The sequence below is a fragment of the Bradyrhizobium sp. Arg816 genome, assembly GCF_029989365.1.
GTDB lineage: Bacteria > Pseudomonadota > Alphaproteobacteria > Rhizobiales > Xanthobacteraceae > Bradyrhizobium.
In genome coordinates this window covers 100,483-125,226 of sequence record NZ_JAPRAQ010000027.1, presented here as the reverse complement: position 1 = coordinate 125,226, position 24,744 = coordinate 100,483, and the positions used below count along the sequence as shown (strand labels likewise).

Genomic DNA, 24,744 nt, shown 5'->3' with positions numbered 1-24,744 from the left:
CGCGAACTCCCATACAGGCCCGCAGCTCCATCGCTGCATCAGAGGCCGGACAGATGGCAGCATCCGACTACGTGCCAATCTTCCTCAAAAACCGCTTGCATCTGGCGGGGCGTCCACAGATGAGTACTCGCCCAGTGATCAGCTTTCAGCGCACAAATGGCGGAATGGTTCGTTGTCGGCCGCGGCCGGAGGTACGATCTTCCGCCGCAGGCAGCTTCAAGACAAATCCTGCGTCAGGGTCGTGGCGAACTGCTCCAGCGCCCAGTCGACCTGGTCGCTGGTGATCACCAGCGGCGGGGCGATGCGGATCGTATGCCCGTGGGTGTCCTTGGCGAGGATACCCTTGCCCTGGAGCGCCTCGCAGTAGCGGCGCGCGGGGCCGGCCTCGGGATGCAGCTCGACCGCCAGCATCAGGCCGCGCCCGCGTACGTCGCGGATCGTGTTGGCGCGAATGTCCTTCAAGCCTTGCAGAAGGCGCGCGCCCTGCCTGGCCGCGTTCTCGATCATGCCTTCCTCGACCAGCACGCGCATCGCCGCGCGCGCCACCGCGCAGGCAAGCGGGTTGCCGCCGAAGGTCGAGCCATGCTGTCCGGGTCGCAATGTCCCGAGCACGTCGTTGTTCGAGAGCACGGCCGACACCGGATAGAAGCCGCCGGACAAGGCTTTGCCGAGCAGGGTCACGTCCGCCTCGATTCCCTCGTGTTGTTCGGCGAGCAGCTTGCCGGTGCGGCCGAGCCCGGTCTGGATCTCGTCGAGCACCAGCATGACGTTGTTGGCCGTGCAGAGCTCCCGCACCTTGGTGAAATAGCCGGCTGGTGGAATGATGACGCCGGCCTCGCCCTGGATCGGCTCGACCAGAAAGGCGACGGTGTTTTGCGTGATCGCTGCTTCGAGCGCCGCGGCGTCGCCGAACGGGATGATCTTGAAGCCCGGCGCGAACGGTCCAAAGTGTCCGTGGGTCTCGGGGTCCGTTGAAAAGCCGACGATGCCCAGCGTGCGTCCGTGGAAATTATCGGCGCAGACGATGATCTCGGCCTGGCCGTCCGGCACGCCCTTCACCTCGTAGCCCCATTTGCGCACCGACTTGATCGCGCTTTCGACCGCCTCGGCGCCGCTGTTCATCGGCAGCACCTTGTGGGAGCCGGTCAGCGCCGCGATCTCTTCGTAGAACGGGGCGAGCTGGTCGTTGTGGAAGGCGCGTGAGGTCAGCGTCAGCCGGTGTGCCTGTTCCACCATCGCCGCCAGGATCTTGGGGTGACAATGGCCCTGGCTGACCGCGGAATAGGCCGAGAGGCAATCGAGATAACGGTTGCCGTCGGTATCCCAGACCCAGACACCTTCGCCGCGCGACAGGACGACCCCGATCGGTTCGTAATTACGGGCGCCAAGGCGCGCTTCTGTTGCGAGGAAATCAATGACGGACGAGCTCATCTTTCGTCACTCCATTGCTGCGTGCCGGCGTCAACCGACTGCACCACGCTTAAATTGATCCGGGCATCGGCGAGATGCGCGATGCCGCTGATTTGCCTCCCCTAGTCAAATGGTTATGTGGATCCACAGAGGCAATCTTCCGCCAACCTCCGCTACTGTGCATGGGGTTGTTTTCGAATTTATTGTTTTAGGGCCCTCAACCTATGGAGGAGGGCACGCTCAGGAAGCCGCGGAACCGCACCCGTCCGCCCCGCACCGGATGGCCGCTCACGGCATAGTTCGGGAAGCGCGCCAGGAAGCGCGAGATTGCAATGGCCCCTTCGAGCCGCGCCAGTGCCATGCCGGCGCATTGATGTGCGCCGGTGGCGAAGGCGAGATGCCGGTTCGGCGTGCGCGCGATGTCGAAACTTTCGGGGTCCGGAAAATGCGCGGGATCGCGGTTGGCCGCCCCGATGCACAGCGTCACCGACGTGCCGGCGTCGAGCATGACGCCGCCGAGCTCGATCGCCTCTGTCGTCATGCGGTTGCCGAGCTGGTTCGAGCTCTCGTAGCGCAGCATCTCCTCGACCGCGGTCTTGATCATGTCGGAGTTTTCGATCAGCCGCTGCTTCTGGTCCGGATTCCGGTGCAGCGCGACGAGGCCGTTGCCGATCAGATTGGTGGTGGTCTCGTGCCCGGCATTGAGCAGGAAGATGCAGTTGTGCAGCAGCTCCTTCTCGGTCAGCCGCTCGCCGTTCTCCTCGCCGCTGCCTTCTCCCTGGATCAGGCGCGTCAGCACGTCACGCTCGGGATTGCCAGGCTTTTGGCGCCTGCGCGCGACCAGGGTTTCGAGATAGGCGAGGAAGTCCTTCACCGCCTTGTTGCCGCGCGCAGCCACTTCGGGCGATACCACCGGCTCGAGTGCACCGAGGATCGCCAGCGACCAGTCGCGCAGCGGCCCGCGTTCGTCGTGGGGAACGTCGAGCAGATTGCCGATCACTTCGATGGGGATCGACGCGGCGAAGTCGTCGATCAGCTCGCAATCCCCCTTGGCGGCGATGGCATCGAGCAGGCTGTCGACCAGCTTGACGATATCAGGCTCCATGCCCGCGATCGCGCGCGGCGACAGCGCGCCCATGATCAGGCGGCGCACGCGAGTGTGGGCGGGCGGGTCGTTGAAGACGAGGCTCGTGGTGTGGTGCTCGTAAAGCGGGGTGTCGCCGTATTTCGGCGCGAACTCGCGCTTCTTGTCCGAACTGAACGACTTTGTGTTCTTGTAGGTGGTGACGAGATCGTCATAGCGGGTCAGGAACACGGTGCCGTTGGGGAGGCGCTTGACCGGCTCGTTTTCCCGCAGTGCACGATAAGTCGGGTAGGGATCGTCGTAGAATGCGGGTGTCAGCTTCTCCAGATCGAAATTGGCCGCCAGTTCTTTCGCACTTGCGTTCATCGCCGCCATACTCGCCGGTTGAGACCGATATGCTGTTTTCGCTCTTTCGAGCGGCTCGGCTCACCGTCTACAGTCGTGTCGTGATTTGCAAGCCGACCGGACAGGAAAATGCACGCCCGCGCTGACGCTGCCGACACGGCCCCGAATTGGCCCGACGATATTTTCGCGACATTGCAACGCTTCGACGTCCGGCAGGTGCCTTACGTGCCCGATGCCGGCCATTCGAAGCTGATCCAACGCGTGCTGGCCTCATCCACGATGCGCGGCATTCCGCTGACGACGGAGGAGGAGGGCGTCGCGCTCCTGGCCGGGGCCTGGACCGGCGGACAGCGTGGCGTGCTTCTGATGCAGTCGAGCGGCGTCGGCAATTGCATCAACATGCTGTCGCTGATCCCGATCCTGCGCTTTCCGTTCCTGACGCTGGTGACCATGCGCGGCGAGTGGGGTGAGTTCAATCCATGGCAGGTGCCGATGGGATCGACCACGCAGGGCGTGTTCGAGCTCTCGGGCGTCCAGGTGCTGCGCGCGTCCAATGCGGCCGAGGTGCCGGCCGTGCTGGAGGCGGCCGCAGCGCAAGCCTACAACGCGCTCACGCCCACCGCCGTCCTGCTGTCGCAGCGCCTGATCGGCGCCAAGGTTTTCACCAAATGAGCAAGGCCAACCTCCTCGACCGCCGTCAGGTGGTGTCCACCCTGCTTGCGAACCGCAAGGACGTCGTTGCGATCGGCGGCCTCGGGGCCTCCACCAACGACATGTGTGCCGCCGGCGACCACGCGCGCAACTTCTACCTCTGGGGCGGCATGGGCGGCGCGGCGATGATCGGGCTTGGCATGGCGCTGGCGCAACCCAAATTGCCGGTGCTGGTCATCACCGGCGACGGCGAGATGCTGATGGGGATGGGGAGCCTTGCCACCATCGGCCTGCAGAAGCCGTCCAATCTCTCGATCGTGGTGCTCGACAACGAGGCCTATGGTGAGACCGGTGGCCAGACCAGCCACACTTCCGCGGCTGCCGACCTCGTCGGCGTCGCCAGGGCCTGCGGCATCGGGGACGCCCGCGCGATCTCGACCATGGCCGAGGTGGAGGCCTTCGCCAAAGCCGTCCACGACGTCTCGGCGGGGCCGCGATTTGCCAATGTGAAGATCGACAGCGCCAGCCTCGACCGGATTCTCCCAGTCCGGGACGGGACTTACATCGTCAACCGGATCCGTGGCGATCTCGGCTTCCAGCCGATCTAACCCCGCTTGGCTCCGTCCTGAGCGACGGCCCGGGGCCTTCGGGCGGGGGAGTGTGGCCATTTTCCAACAAGTTTGCACCCACATAGGTTGCGTCGCAGCATTCTGCTTGACTTTTGCGTGGGTGAGTGCTTACTCACTAACATGAGCTCATTGCGAATGACGAGCGACCTGAGGCGTCAATTGATCCTCGGCGCCGCAAAGCGCTGCTTTGCCCGACACGGCTATACCGGCACCACGACCAAGAGCGTGGCGGCCGCCGCGGCCATTTCCGAGGCGCTGCTGTTCAAGCATTTCCCGTCCAAGGCGGCGCTCTACGCCGAAATCCTCAGCGACGAATGCGAAGCCGATCCGGCACTGATGGACCTGCTCGAGCGGGAGCCCTCGACGGCCACGCTGGTCGAGTTGATCCGCGGCATGGTCCAGCATTTCCTCCACATCGCCGACGGGCCTGATCAGGAGGAGGCGCAGCGCCTGCGACTGATGGCCACCAGCCATCTGGATGACGGCGAATTCGCCCGTCTGCTATATGCCAAAATCGAGAAGTTGATCGGGGCGGTCTTCCTCGCCTCGCTCGAGCGCGCGGTTGCCAGCGGTGACGCACGGCCGTTCAGCGGCGATCCGCTCAACCTGTTCTGGTTCGCGCATCATTCGGTGATGATGGCTGCGCTGACCAGGCTGCCGGCCACGCCCTGTCTCGTCTACGGCAAGGCGAACGATCTGGAGCGGCAGCTCTGTGAGTTTCTCCTGAGGGGTATCGGACTTAACGACGCCGCAATTGCTTCGCATTTGGGCCGCGATCAGGCCGCGGATGCGGGCAAGACGGCGATTGCAGAAAGCGCATGACATGAACATCGTAACCGAACACAAGATTTCGGGCGAACCGATCGACACCAAGGCTCCCAAGCGTCCGGTTAGGCCGGTGCTGTGGTTCATCATTGTCGGCACGCTCCTGGGCGTGCTCGTTGGCGGCCTCGTCTGGTTCAATTACTTCCGCGGCCAGATGATCAAGCAGTTCTTCGCCAACAACAAGCCGCCGCCGACGGCGGTCAGCGCGGCCGAGGCGAAGTCCGAGGTGGTGCCGAACCTGCTCACCGCAGTCGGTGGCCTTGCCGCCGTGCACCAGGTCGACATCAGCGCCGACGTCAACGGCCGCGTCACCGAGATCAAGTTCGAGCCGGGTACGCGTGTCGAAGCCGGCACGCCGCTGGTGCAGCTGTTCGACGCGCCGGATCAGGGCGACCTCGCCAATTACAAGGCGCAGTCGACCGTCGCCCAGCTCTCGCTCGATCGCGCCAAGCAACTGGCATCGCGCCAGTTCGGTCCGCAGGCGACCGTTGATACCGCGCAGGCCGCCTATGACCAGGCGCAGGCCGGTATCGCCAAGACCGAGGCGTTGATCTCGCAGAAGCTGGTGCGCGCGCCGTTCTCCGGCGATCTCGGCATGCGCAAGGTCGAGGTCGGCCAGTATCTGACGGCTGGCACGGCGATCGTGTCGCTGACCGACCTGTCGGAGCTGTGGGCGAACTTCACCGTGACCGAAAAGGACTCAGGCAACCTCAAGGTCGGCCAGCCGGTCCGGCTCAAGGTCGACGCCTACCCCGGCCGCACCTTCGATGCCAAGATCACCACGATCGAGCCGCAGATCTCGACCGACACCCGCAACATCCGCGTGCAGGCGACTGTCTCCAATCCGGAGAAGATATTGAAGCCCGGCATGTTCGTGACCACCACGGTTGTGCTGCCGGACAAGCCGGCCGTGATCACCGTGCCGGAGACGGCGGTCGACTACACGCTGTACGGCGACTCGGTGTTCGTGATCACCGAGAAGAAGGAACAGGACGGCAAGACCAGCCTCTCCGCGGTGCGCACCTTCGTGCAGACCGGCAACCGCGTCGACGGTCGCGTCGAAATCATCAAGGGCGTTAAGCCGGGCGACAAGGTCGTCGCCGTCGGCCAGCTCAAGCTGCAATCGGGCGCTCCGGTGTCGATTTCGACCGACCCGGCTCCGCAGATCCCGGCGCAGCCGCCGCGCTACTGATCAACACCATCCAAGTGATCCGGCTCGGCCGGATCACTTTTCTTGAGACAAAGAAATCGAGATCGCCGCGATGGCATTTACCGATATTTTCATCAAGCGACCGGTTCTGGCGGTCGTCGTCAGCCTGCTGATCCTGCTGATCGGCCTGCGTGCGGCGATGGTGCTGCCGATCCGGCAGTATCCGAAGCTGTCGAACACGGTCATCAACATCACGACCGTCTATCCCGGCGCGTCCGCGGACCTGATCCAGGGCTTCATCACCACGCCGATCGAGCAGGCCGTCGCTTCCGCCGAGGGCGTCGACTACATCACCTCGTCCTCGGTGCTCGGCACCTCGACGATCCAGGTCTACATCAAGCTGAACTTCGATCCGAACCAGGCGCTGACCGAGGTCCTGGCCAAGACGAACTCGGTCAAGTACCTGATTCCAAAGGAATCCAACGATCCGATCGTCACCAAGACCACGGGCCAGACCACGGCCGTGATGTATCTCGGCTTCTCGTCCGAGGAGCTGTCGGGCTCGGCGATATCGGATTATCTGACGCGCGTGGTGCAGCCGGTGCTGTCGACCGTCGATGGCGTGGCTTCCGCCGACATTCTCGGCGGCCAGACCTTTGCGATGCGGCTGTGGCTTGATCCCGTGAAAATGGCCGGCCGCAACGTGTCGCCGGCCGATGTCGCGGCCGCGATCACCACCAACAACTTCCAGTCCGCGGCGGGCCAGACCAAGGGCTACCTCATCGTCTCGAACGTCTCGACGAACACCGGCCTGACCGACGTCAACCAGTTCAAGAAGATGATCGTCAAGGCCAAGGACGGCGGCTTCGTGCGGATGGAGGACATCGCCACCGTCGAGCTTGCGGCCCAGAGCACGGATGCGAGCGTCGCCTTCAACGGCGAGCACGCGATCTTCATCGGTGTGCAGGCGACGCCGCAGGGCAATCCGCTGACGCTGGTGAAGGGCGTGCGCGCGCTGTTCCCCGAACTCGAACGCAATCTGCCTCCGTCGATGAAGATGAAGGTCGCCTACGACTCGACCAAGTTCATCCAATCCTCGATCGACGAGGTGGAGAAGACGCTGGGCGAAGCGGTGATCATCGTGATCGTGGTCATCTTCCTGTTCCTGGCCTCGTTCCGCTCGGTCATCATTCCCGTCGTCACGATTCCCTTGTCGATGATCGGCGTCTGCACCTTGATGCTGGCCCTGGGCTTCAGCTTCAACCTCTTGACCCTGCTCGCGATGGTGCTCGCGATCGGCCTCGTGGTCGACGACGCCATCGTCGTGGTGGAGAACATCCATCGCCATCTGGAGGAGGGCAAGACACCCGTACAATCGGCGCTACAGGGCGCACGCGAGATCGTCGGTCCCGTCGTGTCGATGACGATCACGCTCGCCGCGGTGTACGCGCCGATCGGATTCCTCGGCGGTCTCACCGGCTCGCTGTTCCGCGAGTTCGCCTTCACGCTTGCCGGCTCGGTGATCGTGTCGGGCGTGATCGCGCTGACGCTGTCACCAATGATGTGCTCGGTGCTGCTCAAGAACACCGAAGAGGGCCGCTTCGCGAAGCTCGTCAACAGGGTGTTTGGCGCGCTCACGCGCTGGTATGGCCGCAGGCTCGACCGCTCGCTCGACTACAAGGCCATCACCGGCCTGTTCGCGGTGACGATCCTCGGGCTCGTCGGCTTTCTCTACATGCATACGTCGAAGGAACTGGCGCCTGAGGAAGACCAGGGCATCGTGTTCGCGGTGACCAAGGCGCCGAAATACGCCAATATCGACTATGTCGACTTCTATGGCGAGAAACTCGACAAGGAATTCCAGAAATTCCCCGAGACCGATCTGCGCTTCGTGCTGAACGGCATCAACGGCCCGCAGGGCGGTATCGCCGGCATGCTGCTCAAGTCCTGGGAGGAGCGCAAGCGCTCGTCGATCCAGCTGAAGCCGCTGGTGCAGGCCGAGCTCTCCAAGATCGAAGGTGTGCAGGCGTTCGCGTTCAACCTGCCGCCGCTGCCCGGCGGCCCGGGCGGCTTGCCGGTGCAGATGGTGATCAACTCCACCGCCGGGTTCCAGACGGTCTATGAGCAGATGGAGAAGCTGAAGGACGCTGCGCGCAAGAGCGGCATGTTCATCGTCTCCGACAGCGACCTCGCCTATAACCAGCCGAACGTTGAGGTCACGATCAACCGCACCAAGGCGCAGGATCTCGGCGTCAACATGCAGAATCTCGGCAGCACGCTCGCGGTGCTGCTCGGCGGCAACTACATCAATCGCTTCAATCTCGAGGGCCGTTCCTACCAGGTGATTCCGCAGGTGCCGCGCGGCCAGCGGCTCTCGCCGGAATCGCTCGGCGGTTATTACGTGACGACCAACACCGGTCAGCAGCTCCCGCTGTCGACGGTGGTCTCGATCCGGACCAAGACCGACCCGAATTCGCTGACGCACTACAATCAGCTGAACTCGGCGACCTTCTCCGCCGTGCCGATGCCGGGCGTGACCGTTGGTGCGGCGGTCGACTTCCTGGAAGGCGAAGCCAAGAAGCTGCCAGCGGGTTTCAGCCACGACTATCTCGCGGACAGCCGGCAATACGTGCAGGAGGGCAATCAGCTCGCGGTCACCTTCGGCTTCGCGTTGGTCATCATCTTCCTGGTGCTGGCGGCGCAGTTCGAGAGTCTTCGCGATCCTCTGGTGATCATGATCTCGGTGCCGATGGCGATCGTCGGCGCGCTGATCCCGTTGTTCTTCGGCGTGGCGACCATGAACATCTATACCCAGGTCGGCCTGCTGACACTGGTCGGGCTGATCACCAAGCACGGCATCCTGATGGTGGAGTTTGCCAACGAGCTCCAGGTCAATGAGCGGCTCGACCGCCGCTCGGCCATCGAAATGTCGGCCCGTATTCGTCTGCGGCCGATCCTGATGACCACGGCCGCTATGGTGACCGGCCTGATCCCGCTCCTGACTGCGTCCGGTGCAGGCGCGGCCAGCCGCTTCTCGATTGGTCTCGTGGTGGTCGCCGGCATGTCGATCGGCACGCTGTTCACGCTGTTCGTGCTGCCCGCGGTCTACGTCGTGCTGGCAACCGACCACCGCGCGGCGGCCGATTCCGAGCGGAACAAGGAGGTCAACGATCTCGACCTCAATTCCAAGGCGTTGCGCCCGACCTAAGCCGAGGTCAGCGAACCAGGAGGGCGGCAGCGGCTTCCGTTGCCGCCCTTTTTCATTTGCCCTGCAGCCCGTAGACGCCGTCAGGCTTACGGGGGAGTCCTTTCCGCGTTGGCGAGAGACAAAATCCGGCCTTCTTGCTAGATTCGCCGGGATGAGCATCTCCCTCCACCCCGACACCCCGCAAGCCACGGCAGCGCCGGGCGCCGCCGCGGCTGGCGTCGTGCGCGGCGAGGCGGCGGCGCGCGGGATCAGGATCCGGCTCTTCACCAAATATGTCGCGCTGTTCGTGGCCGTCGTCGCCATAGCGCTGCTGGCCAACGGGCTGTTCGAGGTCTTCTTCTATTATCGCGAGCACAAGGCCGCGCTGATCCGGGTCCAGCATGAACAGGCCGAGGCGGCGGCGGCCAAGATCGGCCAGTTCGTCAAGGAGATCGAGAGCCAGCTCGGCTGGACCACGCAGCTGCCCTGGTCGGCGGGCTCGATCGAGCAGCGCCGGTTCGACGCGCAACGGCTCCTGCGCCAGGTGCCCGCGATCACCGAGCTCGCCCAGGTCGATGCGGCCGGCAAGGAGCGCTTGCGGGTCTCGCGGCTGGCCATGGACGCGATCGACAGCGGGATCGACCTGTCGGCCGACCCGAAGTTCACCGAGGCGGTCGCGCACAAGGTCTATTACGGCCCAGTCTATTTCCGCAGGGAGTCCGAGCCCTACATGACGCTCGCGCTGGCCGGCGCGCGCAAGGATGCCGGCGTCAGCATCGCGGAGGTCAATCTCAAGCTGATCTGGGACGTCGTGTCCCAGATCAAGGTCGGCGAGCACGGACATGCCTATGTCGTCGGCCCGGAGGGGCGCCTGATCGCGCATCCCGACATCAGCCTGGTCCTGCGCAACACCGACATGTCCGGTCTCGCGCAGGTGCGCGCCGCACTGGCCGGAGGCGGCACCAGGTCCGACGTGCTTCCTGAGGCGCGCAACATCCAGGGGCAAAAAGTGCTGACCGCATCGGCCCCGATCGAGCCGCTGCACTGGACCATGTTCGCCGAGCTCCCGGTCGAGGAGGCGTATGCTGCGCTCTATGCCTCGCTGCAGCGGTTGGCGATCGTGCTGCTCGCAGCGTCGATCTTCGCGGTGCTCGCGGGGATATTTCTCGCACGCCGCATGGTCGGACCGATCCAGGCCCTGCGCAGCGGCGCCGAGCGGATCGGCGGCGGCGATTTCTCGCAGCGCATCTCGATCCGGACCGGCGACGAACTCGAGGGACTCGCCGACCAGTTCAACGACATGGGCGCGCGCCTGCAGGAATCCTATTCGGATTTGGAAAACAAGGTCGAGCAGCGGACGGCGGAACTGCGTGAATCGCTCGAGCAACAGACTGCGACCGCCGAGATTCTCGCGTCGATCAGCGGATCAATGCACGACACCAAGCCGGTGTTCGACGCGATCGTACGAAATCTGCTGCGAATGTTCGATACCCGCTTTGCAGTGGTGCAGACCGTTCACGATGGGACGGTTGAGATGCCGGCGGCAGATGGGCAGCCCGGCTTCGAGCGGCTGACCGAGCGATATCCGCGCGCGCTGGCCGACGACACGGTGGGCGGCCTCGCCATTCTGTCCAAGCGAACGGTGCAATTCCAGCCGATATTGGGCAACCCCTCGGCACCATCTTCCACCAGGGAATTTGCGCGGGATTTCGGGTTCAATTCGGTCCTGTTCACGCCGATGCTGTTGAGGGAAAAGGTGATCGGCGCGATCGGTGTCGCCCGGGTCGAAGCGGCCGCCTTCGACGACAAGCAGATCGCGCTGATCGCGTCGTTTGCCAACCAGGCCGTCATCGCGATCGAAAATACGCGCCTGTTGAACGAGCTGCGCATGCGGACGCAGGAGCTGTCACGATCTCTCGACGACCTGCGCGCCGCGCAGGATCGCCTCATCCAGACCGAGAAGCTCGCCTCCCTCGGTCAGCTCACGGCGGGAATTGCCCACGAGATCAAGAACCCGCTCAATTTCATCAACAATTTCTCCGCGGTCTCGACCGAACTGATCGACGAGCTCAATGAGACCCTGCAGTCGGTCTCTTTCGACGGCAAGAGCAAGGAGGAGATCGACGAGCTGACCGGCATGCTCAAGAGTAATCTGGAAAAGGTGGTGCAGCACGGCAAGCGCGCCGATTCCATCGTCAGGAACATGCTGCTGCATTCGCGCGCGGGTTCCGGCGAGCATCGTCCCAGCGATATCAATGCCATCGTCGAGGAAAGCCTTAATCTCGCCTATCACGGCGCGCGCGCGGAACGGCCCGCCTTTAACGTCACGCTTGAGCGCGAGTTCGATCCCGGGGCCGGGATGGTCGATGTCTATCCGCAGGAGATCGCGCGCGTCTTGCTCAATTTGATCTCGAACGGCTTCTATGCTGCGGCCAAGCGCAAGGAGAGTGCGACGGACGGCTTCGAGCCCACCTTGAACGCGACGACGAAAAATCTCGGCGACAAGGTCGAGATCCGGATCCGCGACAACGGCACGGGGATTCCGCCCGAGGTGAAGGCGAAACTATTCAATCCGTTCTTCACCACCAAGCCGGCCGGCGAGGGCACCGGGCTCGGCCTGTCCATGAGCCATGACATCGTCGTGAAACAGCACGGCGGCACGATCGACGTGAACACCGAGCCCGGTGTATTCACCGAATTCATCATCACGCTGCCGCGCATGATGGCGGCAGGCGGCACTCCCGGAGGCAAGAGTTGAACGTTTACATCCTGGTCGTCGATGACGAGCCCGACGTCGAGGCGCTGTTCCGGCAGCAGTTCCGGCGTGACCTGCGCGCCGGACGCTTCCAGATGGAATTCGCGCCGTCCGCGTCCGACGCGCTCAGGCTCGCCTCCGAGGTGCGCGACCCTTCGTTGATCCTGATCCTGTCCGACATCAACATGCCCGGCATGAGCGGGCTCGACATGCTGCCCAAGGTGCGCGCGGAGCATCCGGACGTTCCCGTCATCATGATCACGGCCTATGGCGACGCCGAGACGCGCCGGAAGGCGATCGAGCGTGGCGCCATCGGGCTCCTCACCAAGCCGATCGATTTTGCGCTGCTCCGGCAGGAGATCGACACGAGGCTCGAGCAAGCCGCATGACTTCGACCATCCTCTTCGTCGATGACGAGCCAGACCTCGAGGCGCTGATCCTGCAGAAGTTCCGCAGGCAGATCCGCGACGGGCTCGTGGCCATCATGTTTGCGCGCGACGGCGTCGAGGCGCTGGAATCCCTCGAGCAGAACCCGCATGTCGACATGGTGGTCTCCGACATCAACATGCCGAGGATGGATGGGCTGTCGCTGCTGGCGAAGCTCCAGGAGGCCGAAGACAAGAAATCGACCATCATCGTCTCGGCCTACGGCGACATGAGCAACATCCGCACCGCCATGAACCGCGGCGCGTTCGACTTCCTCACTAAGCCGATCGACTTCGCCGACCTGGAAGCCACGATCGAGAAGACCATTCGCCATATCGAGATGCTGCGCGAGGTGCGGCGCCGTCAGATGGAGGCGGAGCGGGCCCATGCCGCGCTGTCGCGCCATTTCTCGCCCGAGCTCGCCAAGCGTCTGGTAGCCGGCGGCGAGGGTGAGGGGATCGAGGTGCAGTGGCGCGATGTCGCGACCATCTTCACGGATATCACGGGGTTCACCTCCCTGGTCGAGAGCGCGCCGCCCGAGACGCTGGGCGCGCTCCTCAACGAATATGTCGGCGGGATGACCGAAACCATCTTCGCGCATGAGGGGACGGTCGCAAAAATCATCGGCGATGCGATCCAGGTGCTCTTCAATGCGCCCGGCGATCAGCCGGACTATGCGACGCGTGCGGTCGCCTGCGCCCATGACCTCGATGCCTGGGCGCAGGATTTCTGCGCGCGCCAGAGGGCCATGGGCGTGAATTTCGGCACCACCCGGATCGGCATTCACGCCGGGCCGGCGCTGGTCGGCAATTTCGGAGGCAACCGCTTCTTCGATTACACCGCGTATGGAGACACCATCAACATCGCGGCGCGGCTGGAGGCCGCCAACAAGCATCTGGGAACACGCATCTGCGCCAGTGCCAGCGTCGCCAAGGCGGCGGAGCATTTTCAAGGCCGTCCCGTCGGCGATCTGATGCTGCGCGGACGCAGCGAACCGCTGCGTGCATTCGAGCCGTTGCCGCAGGAAAAGTTCGAAGCGCCAAGGACGGCGCAATATTCCGAGGCTTTTGCCAAGATGGAGGCCGGCGACGTCGGGGCCATGCCCGCCTTTGCCGCGCTGGTCGGGATGCACGCCGACGATTCCCTGGCCGGCTTTCACCTGAAGCGCTTGCTCAACGGCGCCAAGGGTATCCGCATGAAACTGGATTAGGAGTTCGACATGATTGGTGATTTCTCCGCCGGCAACTATCGTTTCATTCCGTCCGTGTTCCAGTATTCGGCCGGTGCCGCCGCTGACGACGGCTACGAGATCGAGCGGGTTCGGTTCGACCGCATGGTGCCGCTGGCCGAGGGATTTGCGCTCGCGGCGAAGTATATCCAGGAAGCAGGGCGTCCGCTGACGGCGTTCTGCGCCTGCGAGTTGCGCTCACCGGCGGCCTTCAGCGAGGAAGGCTTTCGCGCATTCAACCTGCATTATGTGAAGACGCTGTCGGAATGGGGCATCTTCGACGGCACCACCAATCCGGTGGCGCGCAGCAATGTCTGTCCGGAGTTCGATCCGCCGTCCGAGCCGTCGTTCTATGCCTTCTCCTTCACGCGTCCGACAACCTCGAAGGCACCAAGCTTCGTGATTGCCGGTGGCGCCGAGGCGCGCGAGGGCGGCGGCACCTATGTCGAGCGCACCGTGCGCTACCGCGACCTCAGTCCGGAGGGCCTCCGCGAGAAGGTGCGGTTCACCACGACGTCGCAGATGGAGAACCGGATGACGGCCTTCGGCTTCGGCTGGAAGGACACCACTGGCGTGCAGGCCTATTCCGTGCACGATTTCCATCACGCGCTGGTCGACGAACTGGTCCGCCGCGGCGCGTTGCGCTCCGGCCTGACCTGGCACTTCGCCCGTCCGCCGGTGGTGGACCTCGAATACGAGATGGATTGCCGCCGCGTGATGCGCGAGACCGTGATTTGAGGTCCTCGACAGCGGCGCTCTCTCCGTTCCCTCCCCCCTTGCGGGGGAGGGGCAGGGAGGGGGGCCACACGGGGATTCTATCCTTTGCGCGTCGGCCTCGGCGCGTCATCAGCAACCGGCACCTTTTCCTGGGCTACCCCTCTCCCTAACCCTCCCCCGCAAGGGGGAGGGAACGCACCTACGTCGGGGCGCGGGTCGAGGCTCATCCCATCAGGCCTTAGCGCTGGCGCGGGTCGAGCGCGTCGCGCAGGCCGTCGCCGAGGAGGTTCAGCGAGAGCACGACGAGGAAGATCGCAAGGCCCGGCCAGATCGCCATCCACGGCGCCTGGGTCAGGAAGCGCTGCGCCGCGTTGAGCATGCTGCCCCAGGACGGCGCCGGCGGCTGCTGGCCGAGGCCGAGGAACGATAGCGCCGCTTCGGCAATGATGGCGGCGGCGATCGACAGTGTCGCCTGCACCAATAGCGCCGGCAGGATGTTCGGCAGGATGTGCGAGAACGCGATCCGCCACGGCGGATTGCCGAGCGCGCGCGCCGCCTCGACATAGTCTTCGGCCTTGACGCTCAAGACCTGCCCGCGCGTCAGACGGATGAAGATCGGCGTTGCCGAGATGCCGATCGCGATCATGGCGTTGCCGAGGCTGGGACCGAGGAAGGCAGCCAGTGCGATCGCGAGGATCAGGAACGGGCAGGCCAACATTGCATCGGTGATCCGGCTGATCAGCGCGTCAACAAATCCGCCGCGATAGCCGGCGAGGAGACCAAGAGGGACACCGATCCCGAGCGCGATCGCGACCGAGATCAGACCCGCCATCAGCGAGGCCCGCGCGCCGTAGACGACGCGGCTCAGGATGTCGCGGCCGAGATCGTCGGTGCCGAACCAGTGTGCCGCGGTGGGCGGCTTGCGCACCAGGCTCCAGCTCGTTGCAATGGGATCATAGGGCACGACCAGCGGGGCAAGGGCCGCAAGCAGGATGAAAGCCGTGATCACGACAAGCCCGAAGACCGCAGCCTTGCGCTTGAACAGGCGCCGCCGCGCGCGGCGGGCCGGGCTGTCCAGCTCGTAGGCCTGCGTGGCGGGACCGACTGGCAGTGCTGCGTCGGTCATCGCCTAGCCCCTCAGCCGCGGATTGACGAGGACATAGGCGACGTCGGCAACGAGATTCAGCGTGATGTAGACTGTGGCCGTCACCAGAACCACGCCCTGCACCACAGCATAGTCACGGTTGAATACGGCATCCACGATCAGCTTGCCAAAGCCGGGGATGGAGAAGATCTGTTCGGTCAGCACCGCGCCCGACAACAGCGTGCCGAGCTCGAGCGCACCGAGGGTGATGATCGGCGTCAGCGCGTTGCGCATCGCATGCTTGAGGATCACCGAGCGCTCGGAGAGACCTTTCGCGCGCGCGGTGCGGACATAGTCGCTCTCCAGAACCTGGAGCATGGCGCTGCGCGTGTGCCGCATCAGGACCGCCGAAATTGCGTTGCCGAGCACGAAGGCCGGCATGATGGTGGCGGCCAGGCTCGCGCGCCAGTTCTCGGTGAGCGGCACATAGCCTGAGGCCGGCAGCCAGCCCAAGTGAATCGAGAACAGGAAGATCATGAGGATTCCGAGCCAGAAATTCGGCGTCGAGATTCCCCACAGCGCGAACAGATTGGCGCCATAGTCCCAAACCGTGCCCTTCTTCACCGCGGAGATGATGCCGGCGGGAATGCCGATGAGGAACGCGATCAGGATCGCCATCGAGCCGAGCTGGAGCGTCACCGGCAGTTTCTGTGCGATCAGCTCGCGCACCGGCATCTTGTTGCGCAAAGACTCGCCGAAATTGCCTGAGAGAACGCCCTTGAGCCAATAGACGTACTGCACGGGGATCGGCTGATCGAGCTTGTACTGCTGGCGGATCTGCTCGATCACGGCCGGATCGCGTTCCTCGCCGGCCATCACCAGCGCGGGATCGCCCGGCAGCAATTGCTGGAGTGAGAAGATCAGCACCGACACGAAGAACAGTGTCGGCACGATCTGCGCGATGCGGTGGGCGAGGAAATTCAGCATGGTTCCACGCGCGTCCCAACCGCTGCCGTGATCACTTGAACTTCAATCCGACTACGCGCACCAGCCCATCGGGCATCTGCTTGTAGCCTTGAAGCTTGGTCGTGTGTGCGATGAGCAGTGTGCGGTGATAGATGTAGATGATCGGCAAATCGTCGAGCAGGATCTTGGTCAGCTTTTCATAGATCGCCTTGCGCTCCTCGACGTTGGACGTCATGCGTCCATCTTCCATCAACTTGTCGGCCTCGGGGTTCGCGTACACGCCGTCGTTTTGCGGCGCCTTGCTGCGCATGAAGATGTAGGAATTGCCGTCAGGATCGATGCGGCCGCTCCAGTTGATCTGGAAGATCTGGAACTCGCCTGCCTGGGCCTGCTTGAAGGTCGTGGCGAACTCGACCGCGCGGATCTTGATGTCGAAGCCCGCTTCGGCGGCCATCGACTGGACGACCTGGGCGACGGCTTCGTTCTCCGCGCCCTTGGGGATCATGTAATCCACCGTCACCGGCGCGGTGACGCCAGCTTCCTTCAGCAGCGCCTTGGCCTTCGCGATGTCGCGACCGCGAACCGGGAACGCTTTCTGGTAATAGGGATGCTTCGGGCTGACCCACTGATTGCCGGGCGTGAACTCGCCGTTGAAGACGACCTGGTTGAGGGCTTCGCGATCGATCGACAGGTCCAGCGCCTGACGGACTTTTGCGGACTGGCTCAGCGGCCCCTTGGTCTTGTCGTTGCCGATATTGACGGTCAAGCCGAGATAGCCGAGCTCCGGCGCGGTCGACAGCACGAGACGGGAATCGGCGCGCACGTCCTTGATGTCGGTGGCGAGCACGCGCTCGATCAGATCGAGCCCGCCCGACTTCAGGTTCGCAAGCCGCACCGTCGCGTCGACGATCGGCAGGAACACGACGCGGTCGATATGGATGTTGTCCTTGTTCCAGTAGTCGGCAAACTTCTCGAACACCATGCGGTCCTGCTGGACACGCTCGACGAATTTGTAGGGGCCGGCGCAGACCGGATGCAGGCCGAACTTGTCGCCGGCTTCCTTGGCCGCCTTCGGCGACACCATCATGCCGGAGCGGTCGGTGAGCTGGGCGATCAGGGGCGAGTAGGGGGTCTTGAGCACCAGCTTGATGGTCAGGGGATCGACCACCTCGACATGGTCGACGCTGGCAAGCTCGGACTTCCGGAACGAGGTCGGCAGCGTCATGTGCCGCTCGAGCGAGAACTTTGCGGCTTCCGCGTCCAGCGGTTCGCCATCGTGGAATTTGACGTTGGGCCGGAGCTTGATCGTCATCTCCTTGCCGTCGGCCGAAGTCTCGTAGGACAGCGCGAGCTGCGGCACGATGTTGAGCTTCTCGTCGATGTCGAACAGCTTGTCGCAGAAGGCGGAGAAGACGATGCGGCCGACATAGGTGCGGCCGATGCTGGGATCGAGGATGTCGGGGTCTTCGGCGATGCCGATGCGAAGCGTGGTCTGAGCCTGGGCTGCGCCCATGAGCGACGTCAGCACAGCCGACGCCAGGATTGTCAAACGCATGAAACTCATCGCTCTCAACCTCTGTTTTGCGGCTATGCCGGGTCCGTTCCCAATGGACTAACCCCGCTGCCGCGGACTGCTTCCGGGCCGCCGCTGAAGGCGGCGACCAATTTTTCAAGGACCGGCGAGAAGCCGCCGTCGGACGGGACGATCGCCGCGGAGGACGGCAGTTCCGACGTTCGGTGACAGGCCGTTGCATGTCCGATGCCATCCGGCACCAGCTGCGGCATTTCACTGCGGCAGCGGTCGACCACGTAGGGGCAGCGGGTGTGGAAGCGGCAACCCGGCGGCGGGCTGAGCGCGCTCGGGATCTCTCCCTGCAGCACAATCCGGCTGCGCTTTGCCCGCGGTTTAGGCACGGGGATCGCGGACAGCAGCGCACGGCTGTAGGGGTGGCGGGGCGCTGCAAACAGCGCATCGGCCTCGGCGGTCTCGACGATCTGGCCGAGGTTCATCACCGCGACATGGTCGGCGATGTGCTTGACCACGGCGAGATCGTGCGAGACGAAGATATAGGCCAGCCCAAGCCGATCCTGCAGCTCGCGCAGCAGGTTCAGGATTTGCGAACGGATCGAGACGTCCAGCGCCGAGACCGGCTCGTCGCAGATGATCAATTTCGGCTCGACCGCGAGCGCGCGGGCAATGGCGATGCGCTGACGCTGGCCGCCGGAGAACTCGTGCGGATAGCGCCGCTCGAGCCGCGGCTCGAGGCCGACCAGCCGCAGGATTTCCGCGACGCGCTCGCGCCGTTGCGCCGGCGGTACCAGATCGTGCAGCGCCAGCGGCTCGGTGAGAATCTGGCCGACCGTCATGCGCGGATTGAGCGAGGCGTAGGGGTCCTGGAAGATGATCTGCGCTTCGCGGCGGAAGGCGCGGAGCGCGCCGGCGTCCAGCGAGAGCAGGTCACGGCCGGCGAAACGCACCGTGCCTGCATCCGGCTCGATCAGCCGCAGCACCAGGCGACTGACGGTGGATTTGCCGCACCCGGATTCGCCGACCAGGGCCAGCGTCTTGCCGGCGTCGAGAGAGAAGCTGACGCCATCGACCGCTTTGACATGCCCCAGTGCCCGGCCGAACAGCGACCGCCCGGCGACAAAATGCTTGACCAGGCCTTCGACCTCGAGGAGAGCCATCACGACACCAGAAGTTCGAGCGGCGCGCGGATGCAGCGCGAGAGGTGGCCGGGGCTGACCTCGACCAGCGGTGGTGGCGCCTCGGTGCAGGCGTCCAGCACGAAGGGGCAGCGCGCACTGAATCGGCAGCCGGCGGGTGGCTGCGCCATGTTCGGCACCATGCCCTCGATCGTGGCAAGCTGCTCGGCGCGGTGGTCGAGCCGCGGGATCGAGCCCAGCAGGCCGACGGTGTAGGGATGCTGCGGCATCGCGAACAGCTCGTCGACCGGCGCGCGCTCGACGATCTCGCCGGCATACATCACCGCGACCTCGTCGCAGACTTCGGCGACCACACCGAGATCGTGGGTGATCAGGATGATGGCGGCGCCGCTCGCCGCCTTCAATTCGCGCATCAGCTCCAAAATCTGCGCCTGCAGGGTGACGTCGAGCGCGGTGGTCGGCTCGTCCGCGATCAGGAGCCGCGGATCGCAGGCCAGCGCCATCGCGATCATCACGCGCTGGCGCATGCCGCCGGAGAGCTTGTGCGGATATTCGTCGATGCGACGCTCCGGCGAGGGGATGTGGACGCGGCGCAAGAGCTCGATGGCCCGCTCGCGCGCGCTGCGCCGGGAGCCGCCGCGGTGGCGCAGAATGGTCTCGATGATCTGGTCGCCGATGGTGAAGCTCGGGTTGAGCGACGTCATAGGCTCCTGAAAAATCATCGCCAGCCGGTTGCCGCGGAGGTCGCGCAATGTCTGGTCAGGAGTCTTCAACAGGTCGAAGCCGTCGAAGCGGATCGCGCCGGTAATTTCCGCGCTTTGCTTCGGCAGCAATCCCATGATCGCCAGCGACGTTACGCTCTTGCCGCAACCGGATTCGCCGACGAGGCCGAGCGTCGCGCCATTGGCGACGCTGAGATCGACGCTGTCGACGGCGTGGGTCACGCGGCCGTCGTCGCCGTGGAAGCGGATGCGCAGATCCTTGATCTCGATGAGAGGGCTTGCGCTCATGATTGCCTTGCTCGGCTCGCAGCGATGCTGGCGTCGATGACGCTGCGATCGGTGTTGCCTGCCGGGTTCTGCCGCGTCGGCATGGAGGTGCGGAAATGCACCCAGAGTTCTTGACTGACGCGCTCCAGCCGTTCGAGCTCGCCCAGCGGATCGGAATGATCGTCGGCGCGAATGTCCAGCGCCGGCCATTCCTCCTCGCCGTGGATTAGGAGCGCAGCGGATTGCTTGCCGCGCTTGTCGCCGCCGGCGGCCTCGCCCGCGCGCATGGCGGCAAGCAGGCGGCGCGGGAAGGGCAGGCTGTCATTGGCGATATAGGTCTTCGCCGTCTCGTCGAGCACGTCGGCGCCGGCCAGCATGTTGCCGGCGATGGAGAAACCGCTGCCGGCGATGTGCCCGCACCAGTCGACGCAGTCGCGCCCGGTATGCGCGGCGATCGCGCCGCTGGCGTCCATGATGTGGATCTGGCGGCTCTCGCGGCCGTCGTCGGTCGCGAGCAGGGTGGCGAGAACGTCATGCGCGTTCAGGCCCTCGCGCAGCAGTTTGACGCCGTCGATGCCGTAATAGGGATTGACGAAGGCCTGGGTCGCGATGGCGCCGAGACCGGCCGCGACATAGGGCACGCGCGCGCCGACGGCGAAGAAACGGGTCGCTACCGCGATGCCGAACTGGCCGGTGGCAGGATCGCGCGCGATGATCGACCAGGTCATGTGCTGCCTTCAGCGCCCTGCGGCGTAGCCCTGCATGCCGCGCGGGTTGGCGGCGGCGCGGCGGCGCACCCCGACACGCGAGGCCGCGGTGAGGCGGCCTTCCGACCAGTCGGGGCCGACCTCGACAATGTGTCCGCGCTCGCGAAGGGTCTCGATCGTCGCCTTCGCCACGCGGTTCTCGACCACGAGCACGCCGGGGCGCGCGGTGCGCGGCCAGAACGAGATCGGAAAATGCTCGGAGTGCCAGGCCGGTGCGTCGATCGCTTCCTGGAGATTGAGGTTGCAATGGACGTGGCGCAGGAAGAACTGCGTGATCCACTGATCCTGCTGGTCGCCGCCGGGCGAGCCCCAGGCCAGATACGGCTCGCCGTCGCGTAGCGCCATGGTCGGCGACAGCGTCGTGCGCGGCCGCTTGCCCGGCGCGAGCGAACTCGGCTGGTTCTCCTCCAGATCGAACATTTGTGCGCGGCTGCCGAGGCAAAAACCGAGCTCGGGAATGATCGGCGAGGATTGCAGCCAGCCGCCCGACGGCGTCGACGACACCATGTTGCCGGCCTTGTCGATGATGTCGAAATGCACGGTGTCGCCGCGCACCTCGCCGAAGCGGCCTGCGGTTGGTTCGCCGGCGCCGAGTGCGCCGACGGCCTCGCGCTGTCCTTCGGCGCGGCGCAGCTTGACCACACCGCCAAGACCCTCGACCGTGCCGGGCCGAAGGTCGAGCGAAGCTTTCTCGGTCACCAGCTTGCGACGTTCGTTGTTATAGGCGTCCGACAGCAGCGTCGCGATCGGGATCTCGCTGAACTTGGGATCGCCGTAGAATTTTTCGCGGTCGGCGAAGGCGAGCTTGGCGCATTCGATCTGGAGATGGATGAATTCCGGCCCGGTCGGATCGAGCCCGTCGAGCGCAAAGCCCTTGAGCAGCGCGAGCTGCTGGAGTGTCACCGGACCCTGGCTCCAGACGCCGGCCTTGCAGACGGTGTAGCGGCCATAGTCGTAAGTGAGCGGTGCCTCGATCGTCGGCTGCCAGCGCGCCATGTCGTCGGCAGAGAGCACGCCGCGATGCGGCGAGCCGCTGACATCCATCACCTCTTGGGTGCGGCAGAACTTGTCGATGGCCTCCGCAACGAAACCTTGCGACCAGGCCTTTCGCGCGCGCTCGATCTCGGCGTCGCGGCCACCGCCGCCGCTCTCGGCTTCGCTGAGAATGCGGGCGTAGGTCGCAGCCAGCGTCTTGTTGGTGAAGAGCGTGCCGGGCCTCGGCACTTCACCATTGGGCAGATAGACCGCGGCCGAGGTCGGCCAATGCTTGCGGAAAAGCTGCTCGACGGTCTGGATCGTGGCGCAGGCGCGCTCGACCAGCGGATAGCCGTCACGCGCGTAGGAGATCGCCGGCTCCAGCACGTCGCGCACGCGCATCGTGCCGTAGTCGCGCAGCAGCATCATCCAGGATTCGAACGTGCCGGGGACGCAGGCCGCGAGCAGGCCGGTGCCGGGCACCATGTCGAGGCCTTCGCTCTTGTAGTGCGCGATGGTGGCGCGCGCCGGCGCCGGGCCCTGGCCGCAGATCACCTCGGTGCGTGCGCGTTTGACGTCATGCACGATGATGGGCACGTCTCCGCCCGGGCCGTTCAAATGCGGTTCCACGATCTGGAGCGTGAACGCGGTGGCGACGCCGGCATCGAAGGCATTGCCGCCCTTTTCCAGGATGGCCATGCCGACCGCGGTCGCGATCCAGTGTGTGGTGGCGACGACCCCGAACGTGCCCTCGATCTCGGGGCGCGTCGTGAAGGGATCGGGATTGACGTTGCTGGCCATGGGATTTCGCTACCTTATTTGTCGCGCGCGCAATTGATCACAGGCAATGCCGTGCCGCCAATGCGTGGACCGCATGGCACGCGCGCGTCACGCCGGGACCGGCGCGGTGTTCACCGCATGGCAGGCGACGCCTGCGATCAGTTCGGGGGCTTCCTTGCGGCAGAGATCGAATGCCAGCGGGCAGCGCGGATTGAAGGCGCAGCCGGGCGGCGGATGGATCGGATTCGGGATCTCGCCCTTCACCGGAATACGCTGGCGGCCCGACATTGCGAGATCGGGCACGGCGCCCAGCAGCATCTTGGTATAGGGCATGCGCGGTCGGGCGAACAGCTCGCGTCCCTCCGCGATCTCGACGATGCGGCCGAGATACATCACGCCGACGCGGCTCGCCATGTGGCGGACCACGGCGAGGTTGTGGCTGATGAACATGTAGGTCAGGCCGAATTTATCCTGGAGGTCGCGCATCAGGTTCAGGATCTGCGCCTGCACGGAGACGTCGAGCGCCGAGGTCGGCTCGTCGCAGACGATGAACTCCGCATCGGAGGCGAGCGCTCGCGCGATCGCGATACGCTGACGCTGGCCGCCGGAGAATTCGTGTGGAAATTTCAACCGGTCGTCGGGATGCAGCCCGACAAGGCTGAGCAGTTCGCCGACGCGCGCCTGGATATCGCGCTCACCCTGGATCAGGTCGAAAGCGCGGATCGGCTCGGAGATGATGGCATCGACCCGGAAGCGCGGGTTCAGGCTCGCATAGGGGTCCTGGAAGATCATCTGGATGCGGCGGCGCAGCTTCCGGCGCGCCTGCGCCTGCCGCGGATCGGTCATCGAAACGCCGTCGATCAGCACGTTGCCGGAACTCGGCGGCAGCAGGCCGACGACCATCCGCGCCACCGTGGTCTTGCCCGAGCCGGACTCGCCGACCAGCGCAAAGGTCTCGCCCTTCCTGATGTCGAAGCTAACGTGATCGACAGCCTTGAGATATTCGAGATGCCCGCCTTCGAGTATGCGGTTGAGCCAGGGTTTTGAGACGTCGAAGACGCGGCGCAGATTTGTGGCCTGGACGAAAGGCGTGCTCATGCCGCGCTCTCCGCAGGCACGGTGTCGTAGAGATGGCAGGCAACGGACTGTGTGCCGCGCGATAGTGGCTCCGGCCGTTCAACCCGGCAGCGATCGAAGGCGAAGGCGCAGCGCGGATTGAACGAGCAGCCGCGCGGGATCGCCGACAGGCGCGGCATGGAGCCGGGGATCTGCACCAGGCGCTTGTCGTCCCCGGCAAGCGTCGGAATCGCGCCCATCAGGCCCTTGGCGTAAGGGTGCAGCGGATTCCTGACAACGTCCTGGACCGGGCCGATCTCGGCGACGCGGCCGGCATACATCACCGCGACGCGATCGGAGGTCTCCGCGATCACGCCCATGTCGTGGGTCACCAACATCACGGCGGTGCCGTGGTCGCGGCCGAGCCGCTTGATCAGCGAGATGATCTGGGCCTGCACGGAGACATCGAGCGCGGTGGTTGGCTCGTCCGCGATGATCAGCTCTGGCTCGGCGCAGATCGCCAGCGCAATCACGACGCGCTGGCGCATACCGCCGGAGAATTCGTGGGGATAGCCGTCGATGCGCTTTTCCGGTGCGGGAATGCCGACTTCGGCGAGCAGGTCGATGGCGCGGCGGCGCGCGGCCGTCTCGGACAGGTTCAGGTGGGTTTTGATCGTCTCGATGATCTGGTCGCCGACGCGGTAGAGCGGATTGAGCGAGGTGAGGGGATCCTGGAAGATCATGCCGATCCGTTTTCCCCGGATGCGGCGTATCTCCTCGGCGGGCAGATTGTCGATGCGCTGGCCGGCGAGACGAATCTCGCCGCCGGCGATGCGGCCGGGCGGATCGATCAGGCCGATCACCGCCAGGCCGGTGACGGACTTGCCGGCGCCGGATTCGCCGACCACGCCGAGCACCTCGCCCTTGGCGATGTCGAACGAGACGCCGTCGATCGCGCGCAGCGTGCCGCGGCGGGAGGCGAACTCGACCTGGAGATTGCGCACGGAGAGTACGGGTTCGGTCATGGGCGAGGCGTTTTCATCGAAGCTTTGC

General features: G+C 64.8%; 20 protein-coding genes. 9 read left to right on the top strand and 11 right to left on the bottom strand.

From position 1 onward, the window contains the following. Window positions 1-216: 216 nt before the first annotated feature. Together rocD and OWC48_RS39140 are read right to left on the bottom strand one after the other, a co-directional pair. The gene (gene rocD / locus OWC48_RS39145) at window positions 217-1,431 is read right to left on the bottom strand and encodes an ornithine--oxo-acid transaminase (RefSeq protein WP_282524783.1); all 1,215 of its coding nucleotides are present in this window, start codon (window positions 1,429-1,431) and stop codon (window positions 217-219) included. 196 nt (window positions 1,432-1,627) lie between these two features. Then, on the bottom strand, window positions 1,628-2,860 hold the full coding sequence (locus tag OWC48_RS39140) for a cytochrome P450 (protein WP_282524782.1): 1,233 nt from the start codon (window positions 2,858-2,860) through the stop codon (window positions 1,628-1,630). A 108-nt stretch (window positions 2,861-2,968) separates the two neighbouring features. Here OWC48_RS39140 and OWC48_RS39135 point away from each other — a divergent pair, with 108 nt between their 5' ends. From OWC48_RS39135 to OWC48_RS39095, 9 genes are all read left to right on the top strand, one after another. Next, window positions 2,969-3,511, top strand: coding sequence for a hypothetical protein (locus tag OWC48_RS39135; RefSeq protein ID WP_014496966.1), 543 nt, complete (start codon window positions 2,969-2,971; stop codon window positions 3,509-3,511). Next, on the top strand, window positions 3,508-4,098 hold the full coding sequence (locus tag OWC48_RS39130) for a thiamine pyrophosphate-dependent enzyme (RefSeq protein WP_282524781.1): 591 nt from the start codon (window positions 3,508-3,510) through the stop codon (window positions 4,096-4,098). The genes OWC48_RS39135 and OWC48_RS39130 overlap by 4 nt, the downstream gene beginning before the upstream one ends. 141 nt (window positions 4,099-4,239) lie before the next feature. Further along, window positions 4,240-4,941 carry a TetR/AcrR family transcriptional regulator gene (locus OWC48_RS39125; RefSeq protein ID WP_071915901.1) on the top strand — a complete coding sequence of 234 codons (702 nt, stop codon included), beginning with the start codon at window positions 4,240-4,242 and terminating at the stop codon, window positions 4,939-4,941. A gap of 1 nt (window position 4,942) precedes the next feature. Beyond that, the gene (locus OWC48_RS39120; RefSeq protein ID WP_282524780.1) at window positions 4,943-6,136 is read left to right on the top strand and encodes an efflux RND transporter periplasmic adaptor subunit; all 1,194 of its coding nucleotides are present in this window, start codon (window positions 4,943-4,945) and stop codon (window positions 6,134-6,136) included. A 70-nt stretch (window positions 6,137-6,206) separates the two neighbouring features. Continuing rightward, window positions 6,207-9,302: a MexW/MexI family multidrug efflux RND transporter permease subunit gene (locus OWC48_RS39115; RefSeq protein ID WP_282524779.1), complete on the top strand. Its 3,096-nt coding sequence runs from the start codon at window positions 6,207-6,209 to the stop codon at window positions 9,300-9,302. 151 nt (window positions 9,303-9,453) lie between these two features. Beyond that, window positions 9,454-12,039 carry an ATP-binding protein gene (locus tag OWC48_RS39110; protein ID WP_282524778.1) on the top strand — a complete coding sequence of 862 codons (2,586 nt, stop codon included), beginning with the start codon at window positions 9,454-9,456 and terminating at the stop codon, window positions 12,037-12,039. Then, window positions 12,036-12,425 (top strand): response regulator, encoded by a 390-nt coding sequence (locus OWC48_RS39105; protein WP_014496960.1) that lies wholly within the window; start codon window positions 12,036-12,038, stop codon window positions 12,423-12,425. Before OWC48_RS39110 ends, OWC48_RS39105 begins: the two co-directional genes overlap by 4 nt. Next, window positions 12,422-13,672 carry an adenylate/guanylate cyclase domain-containing protein gene (locus OWC48_RS39100; protein ID WP_282524777.1) on the top strand — a complete coding sequence of 417 codons (1,251 nt, stop codon included), beginning with the start codon at window positions 12,422-12,424 and terminating at the stop codon, window positions 13,670-13,672. The genes OWC48_RS39105 and OWC48_RS39100 overlap by 4 nt, the downstream gene beginning before the upstream one ends. A gap of 9 nt (window positions 13,673-13,681) precedes the next feature. Then, window positions 13,682-14,428, top strand: a complete 747-nt coding sequence (locus OWC48_RS39095; RefSeq protein WP_282524776.1) for a hypothetical protein — start codon at window positions 13,682-13,684, stop codon at window positions 14,426-14,428. Between the two features lie 217 nt (window positions 14,429-14,645). Here the strand turns inward: OWC48_RS39095 and OWC48_RS39090 are convergent, their stop codons facing one another. The 9 genes from OWC48_RS39090 to OWC48_RS39050 form a co-directional block, all read right to left on the bottom strand. Next, entirely contained in the window at window positions 14,646-15,533 is an 888-nt protein-coding gene (locus tag OWC48_RS39090) for an ABC transporter permease (protein WP_282524775.1), read from the bottom strand. 3 nt (window positions 15,534-15,536) lie between these two features. After that, a complete protein-coding gene (locus OWC48_RS39085; protein ID WP_014496956.1) occupies window positions 15,537-16,478 on the bottom strand; it encodes an ABC transporter permease in 942 nt (313 codons plus the stop codon). Window positions 16,479-16,509: 31 nt separating this feature from the next. Next, a complete protein-coding gene (locus tag OWC48_RS39080; RefSeq protein WP_282524774.1) occupies window positions 16,510-18,021 on the bottom strand; it encodes an ABC transporter substrate-binding protein in 1,512 nt (503 codons plus the stop codon). Between the two features lie 23 nt (window positions 18,022-18,044). After that, window positions 18,045-19,145, bottom strand: a complete 1,101-nt coding sequence (locus tag OWC48_RS39075; protein ID WP_282524773.1) for an ABC transporter ATP-binding protein — start codon at window positions 19,143-19,145, stop codon at window positions 18,045-18,047. Beyond that, a complete protein-coding gene (locus OWC48_RS39070) occupies window positions 19,145-20,134 on the bottom strand; it encodes an ABC transporter ATP-binding protein (protein ID WP_282524772.1) in 990 nt (329 codons plus the stop codon). The genes OWC48_RS39075 and OWC48_RS39070 overlap by 1 nt, the downstream gene beginning before the upstream one ends. Then, window positions 20,131-20,841 carry a DUF1028 domain-containing protein gene (locus OWC48_RS39065; RefSeq protein ID WP_282524771.1) on the bottom strand — a complete coding sequence of 237 codons (711 nt, stop codon included), beginning with the start codon at window positions 20,839-20,841 and terminating at the stop codon, window positions 20,131-20,133. Before OWC48_RS39065 ends, OWC48_RS39070 begins: the two co-directional genes overlap by 4 nt. 9 nt (window positions 20,842-20,850) lie before the next feature. Next, the gene (locus OWC48_RS39060) at window positions 20,851-22,656 is read right to left on the bottom strand and encodes a gamma-glutamyltransferase family protein (protein ID WP_282524770.1); all 1,806 of its coding nucleotides are present in this window, start codon (window positions 22,654-22,656) and stop codon (window positions 20,851-20,853) included. Between the two features lie 87 nt (window positions 22,657-22,743). Further along, window positions 22,744-23,733 carry an ABC transporter ATP-binding protein gene (locus tag OWC48_RS39055; protein WP_282524769.1) on the bottom strand — a complete coding sequence of 330 codons (990 nt, stop codon included), beginning with the start codon at window positions 23,731-23,733 and terminating at the stop codon, window positions 22,744-22,746. Beyond that, window positions 23,730-24,716 carry an ABC transporter ATP-binding protein gene (locus OWC48_RS39050; protein WP_038942057.1) on the bottom strand — a complete coding sequence of 329 codons (987 nt, stop codon included), beginning with the start codon at window positions 24,714-24,716 and terminating at the stop codon, window positions 23,730-23,732. The genes OWC48_RS39055 and OWC48_RS39050 overlap by 4 nt, the downstream gene beginning before the upstream one ends. Window positions 24,717-24,744: the final 28 nt, after the last annotated feature.

Bases quoted from the DNA above. Each gene is read 5' to 3' on its own strand.
- rocD (WP_282524783.1), bottom strand. From the start codon at position 1,431: ATGAGCTCGTCCGTCATTGATTTCCTCGCAACAGAAGCGCGCCTTGGC.
- OWC48_RS39140 (WP_282524782.1), bottom strand. From the start codon at position 2,860: ATGAACGCAAGTGCGAAAGAACTGGCGGCCAATTTCGATCTGGAGAAG.
- OWC48_RS39135 (WP_014496966.1), top strand. From the start codon at position 2,969: ATGCACGCCCGCGCTGACGCTGCCGACACGGCCCCGAATTGGCCCGAC.
- OWC48_RS39130 (WP_282524781.1), top strand. From the start codon at position 3,508: ATGAGCAAGGCCAACCTCCTCGACCGCCGTCAGGTGGTGTCCACCCTG.
- OWC48_RS39125 (WP_071915901.1), top strand. From the start codon at position 4,240: ATGAGCTCATTGCGAATGACGAGCGACCTGAGGCGTCAATTGATCCTC.
- OWC48_RS39120 (WP_282524780.1), top strand. From the start codon at position 4,943: ATGAACATCGTAACCGAACACAAGATTTCGGGCGAACCGATCGACACC.
- OWC48_RS39115 (WP_282524779.1), top strand. From the start codon at position 6,207: ATGGCATTTACCGATATTTTCATCAAGCGACCGGTTCTGGCGGTCGTC.
- OWC48_RS39110 (WP_282524778.1), top strand. From the start codon at position 9,454: ATGAGCATCTCCCTCCACCCCGACACCCCGCAAGCCACGGCAGCGCCG.
- OWC48_RS39100 (WP_282524777.1), top strand. From the start codon at position 12,422: ATGACTTCGACCATCCTCTTCGTCGATGACGAGCCAGACCTCGAGGCG.
- OWC48_RS39095 (WP_282524776.1), top strand. From the start codon at position 13,682: ATGATTGGTGATTTCTCCGCCGGCAACTATCGTTTCATTCCGTCCGTG.
- OWC48_RS39090 (WP_282524775.1), bottom strand. From the start codon at position 15,533: ATGACCGACGCAGCACTGCCAGTCGGTCCCGCCACGCAGGCCTACGAG.
- OWC48_RS39085 (WP_014496956.1), bottom strand. From the start codon at position 16,478: ATGCTGAATTTCCTCGCCCACCGCATCGCGCAGATCGTGCCGACACTG.
- OWC48_RS39080 (WP_282524774.1), bottom strand. From the start codon at position 18,021: ATGAGTTTCATGCGTTTGACAATCCTGGCGTCGGCTGTGCTGACGTCG.
- OWC48_RS39075 (WP_282524773.1), bottom strand. From the start codon at position 19,145: ATGGCTCTCCTCGAGGTCGAAGGCCTGGTCAAGCATTTTGTCGCCGGG.
- OWC48_RS39070 (WP_282524772.1), bottom strand. From the start codon at position 20,134: ATGAGCGCAAGCCCTCTCATCGAGATCAAGGATCTGCGCATCCGCTTC.
- OWC48_RS39065 (WP_282524771.1), bottom strand. From the start codon at position 20,841: ATGACCTGGTCGATCATCGCGCGCGATCCTGCCACCGGCCAGTTCGGC.
- OWC48_RS39060 (WP_282524770.1), bottom strand. From the start codon at position 22,656: ATGGCCAGCAACGTCAATCCCGATCCCTTCACGACGCGCCCCGAGATC.
- OWC48_RS39055 (WP_282524769.1), bottom strand. From the start codon at position 23,733: ATGAGCACGCCTTTCGTCCAGGCCACAAATCTGCGCCGCGTCTTCGAC.
- OWC48_RS39050 (WP_038942057.1), bottom strand. From the start codon at position 24,716: ATGACCGAACCCGTACTCTCCGTGCGCAATCTCCAGGTCGAGTTCGCC.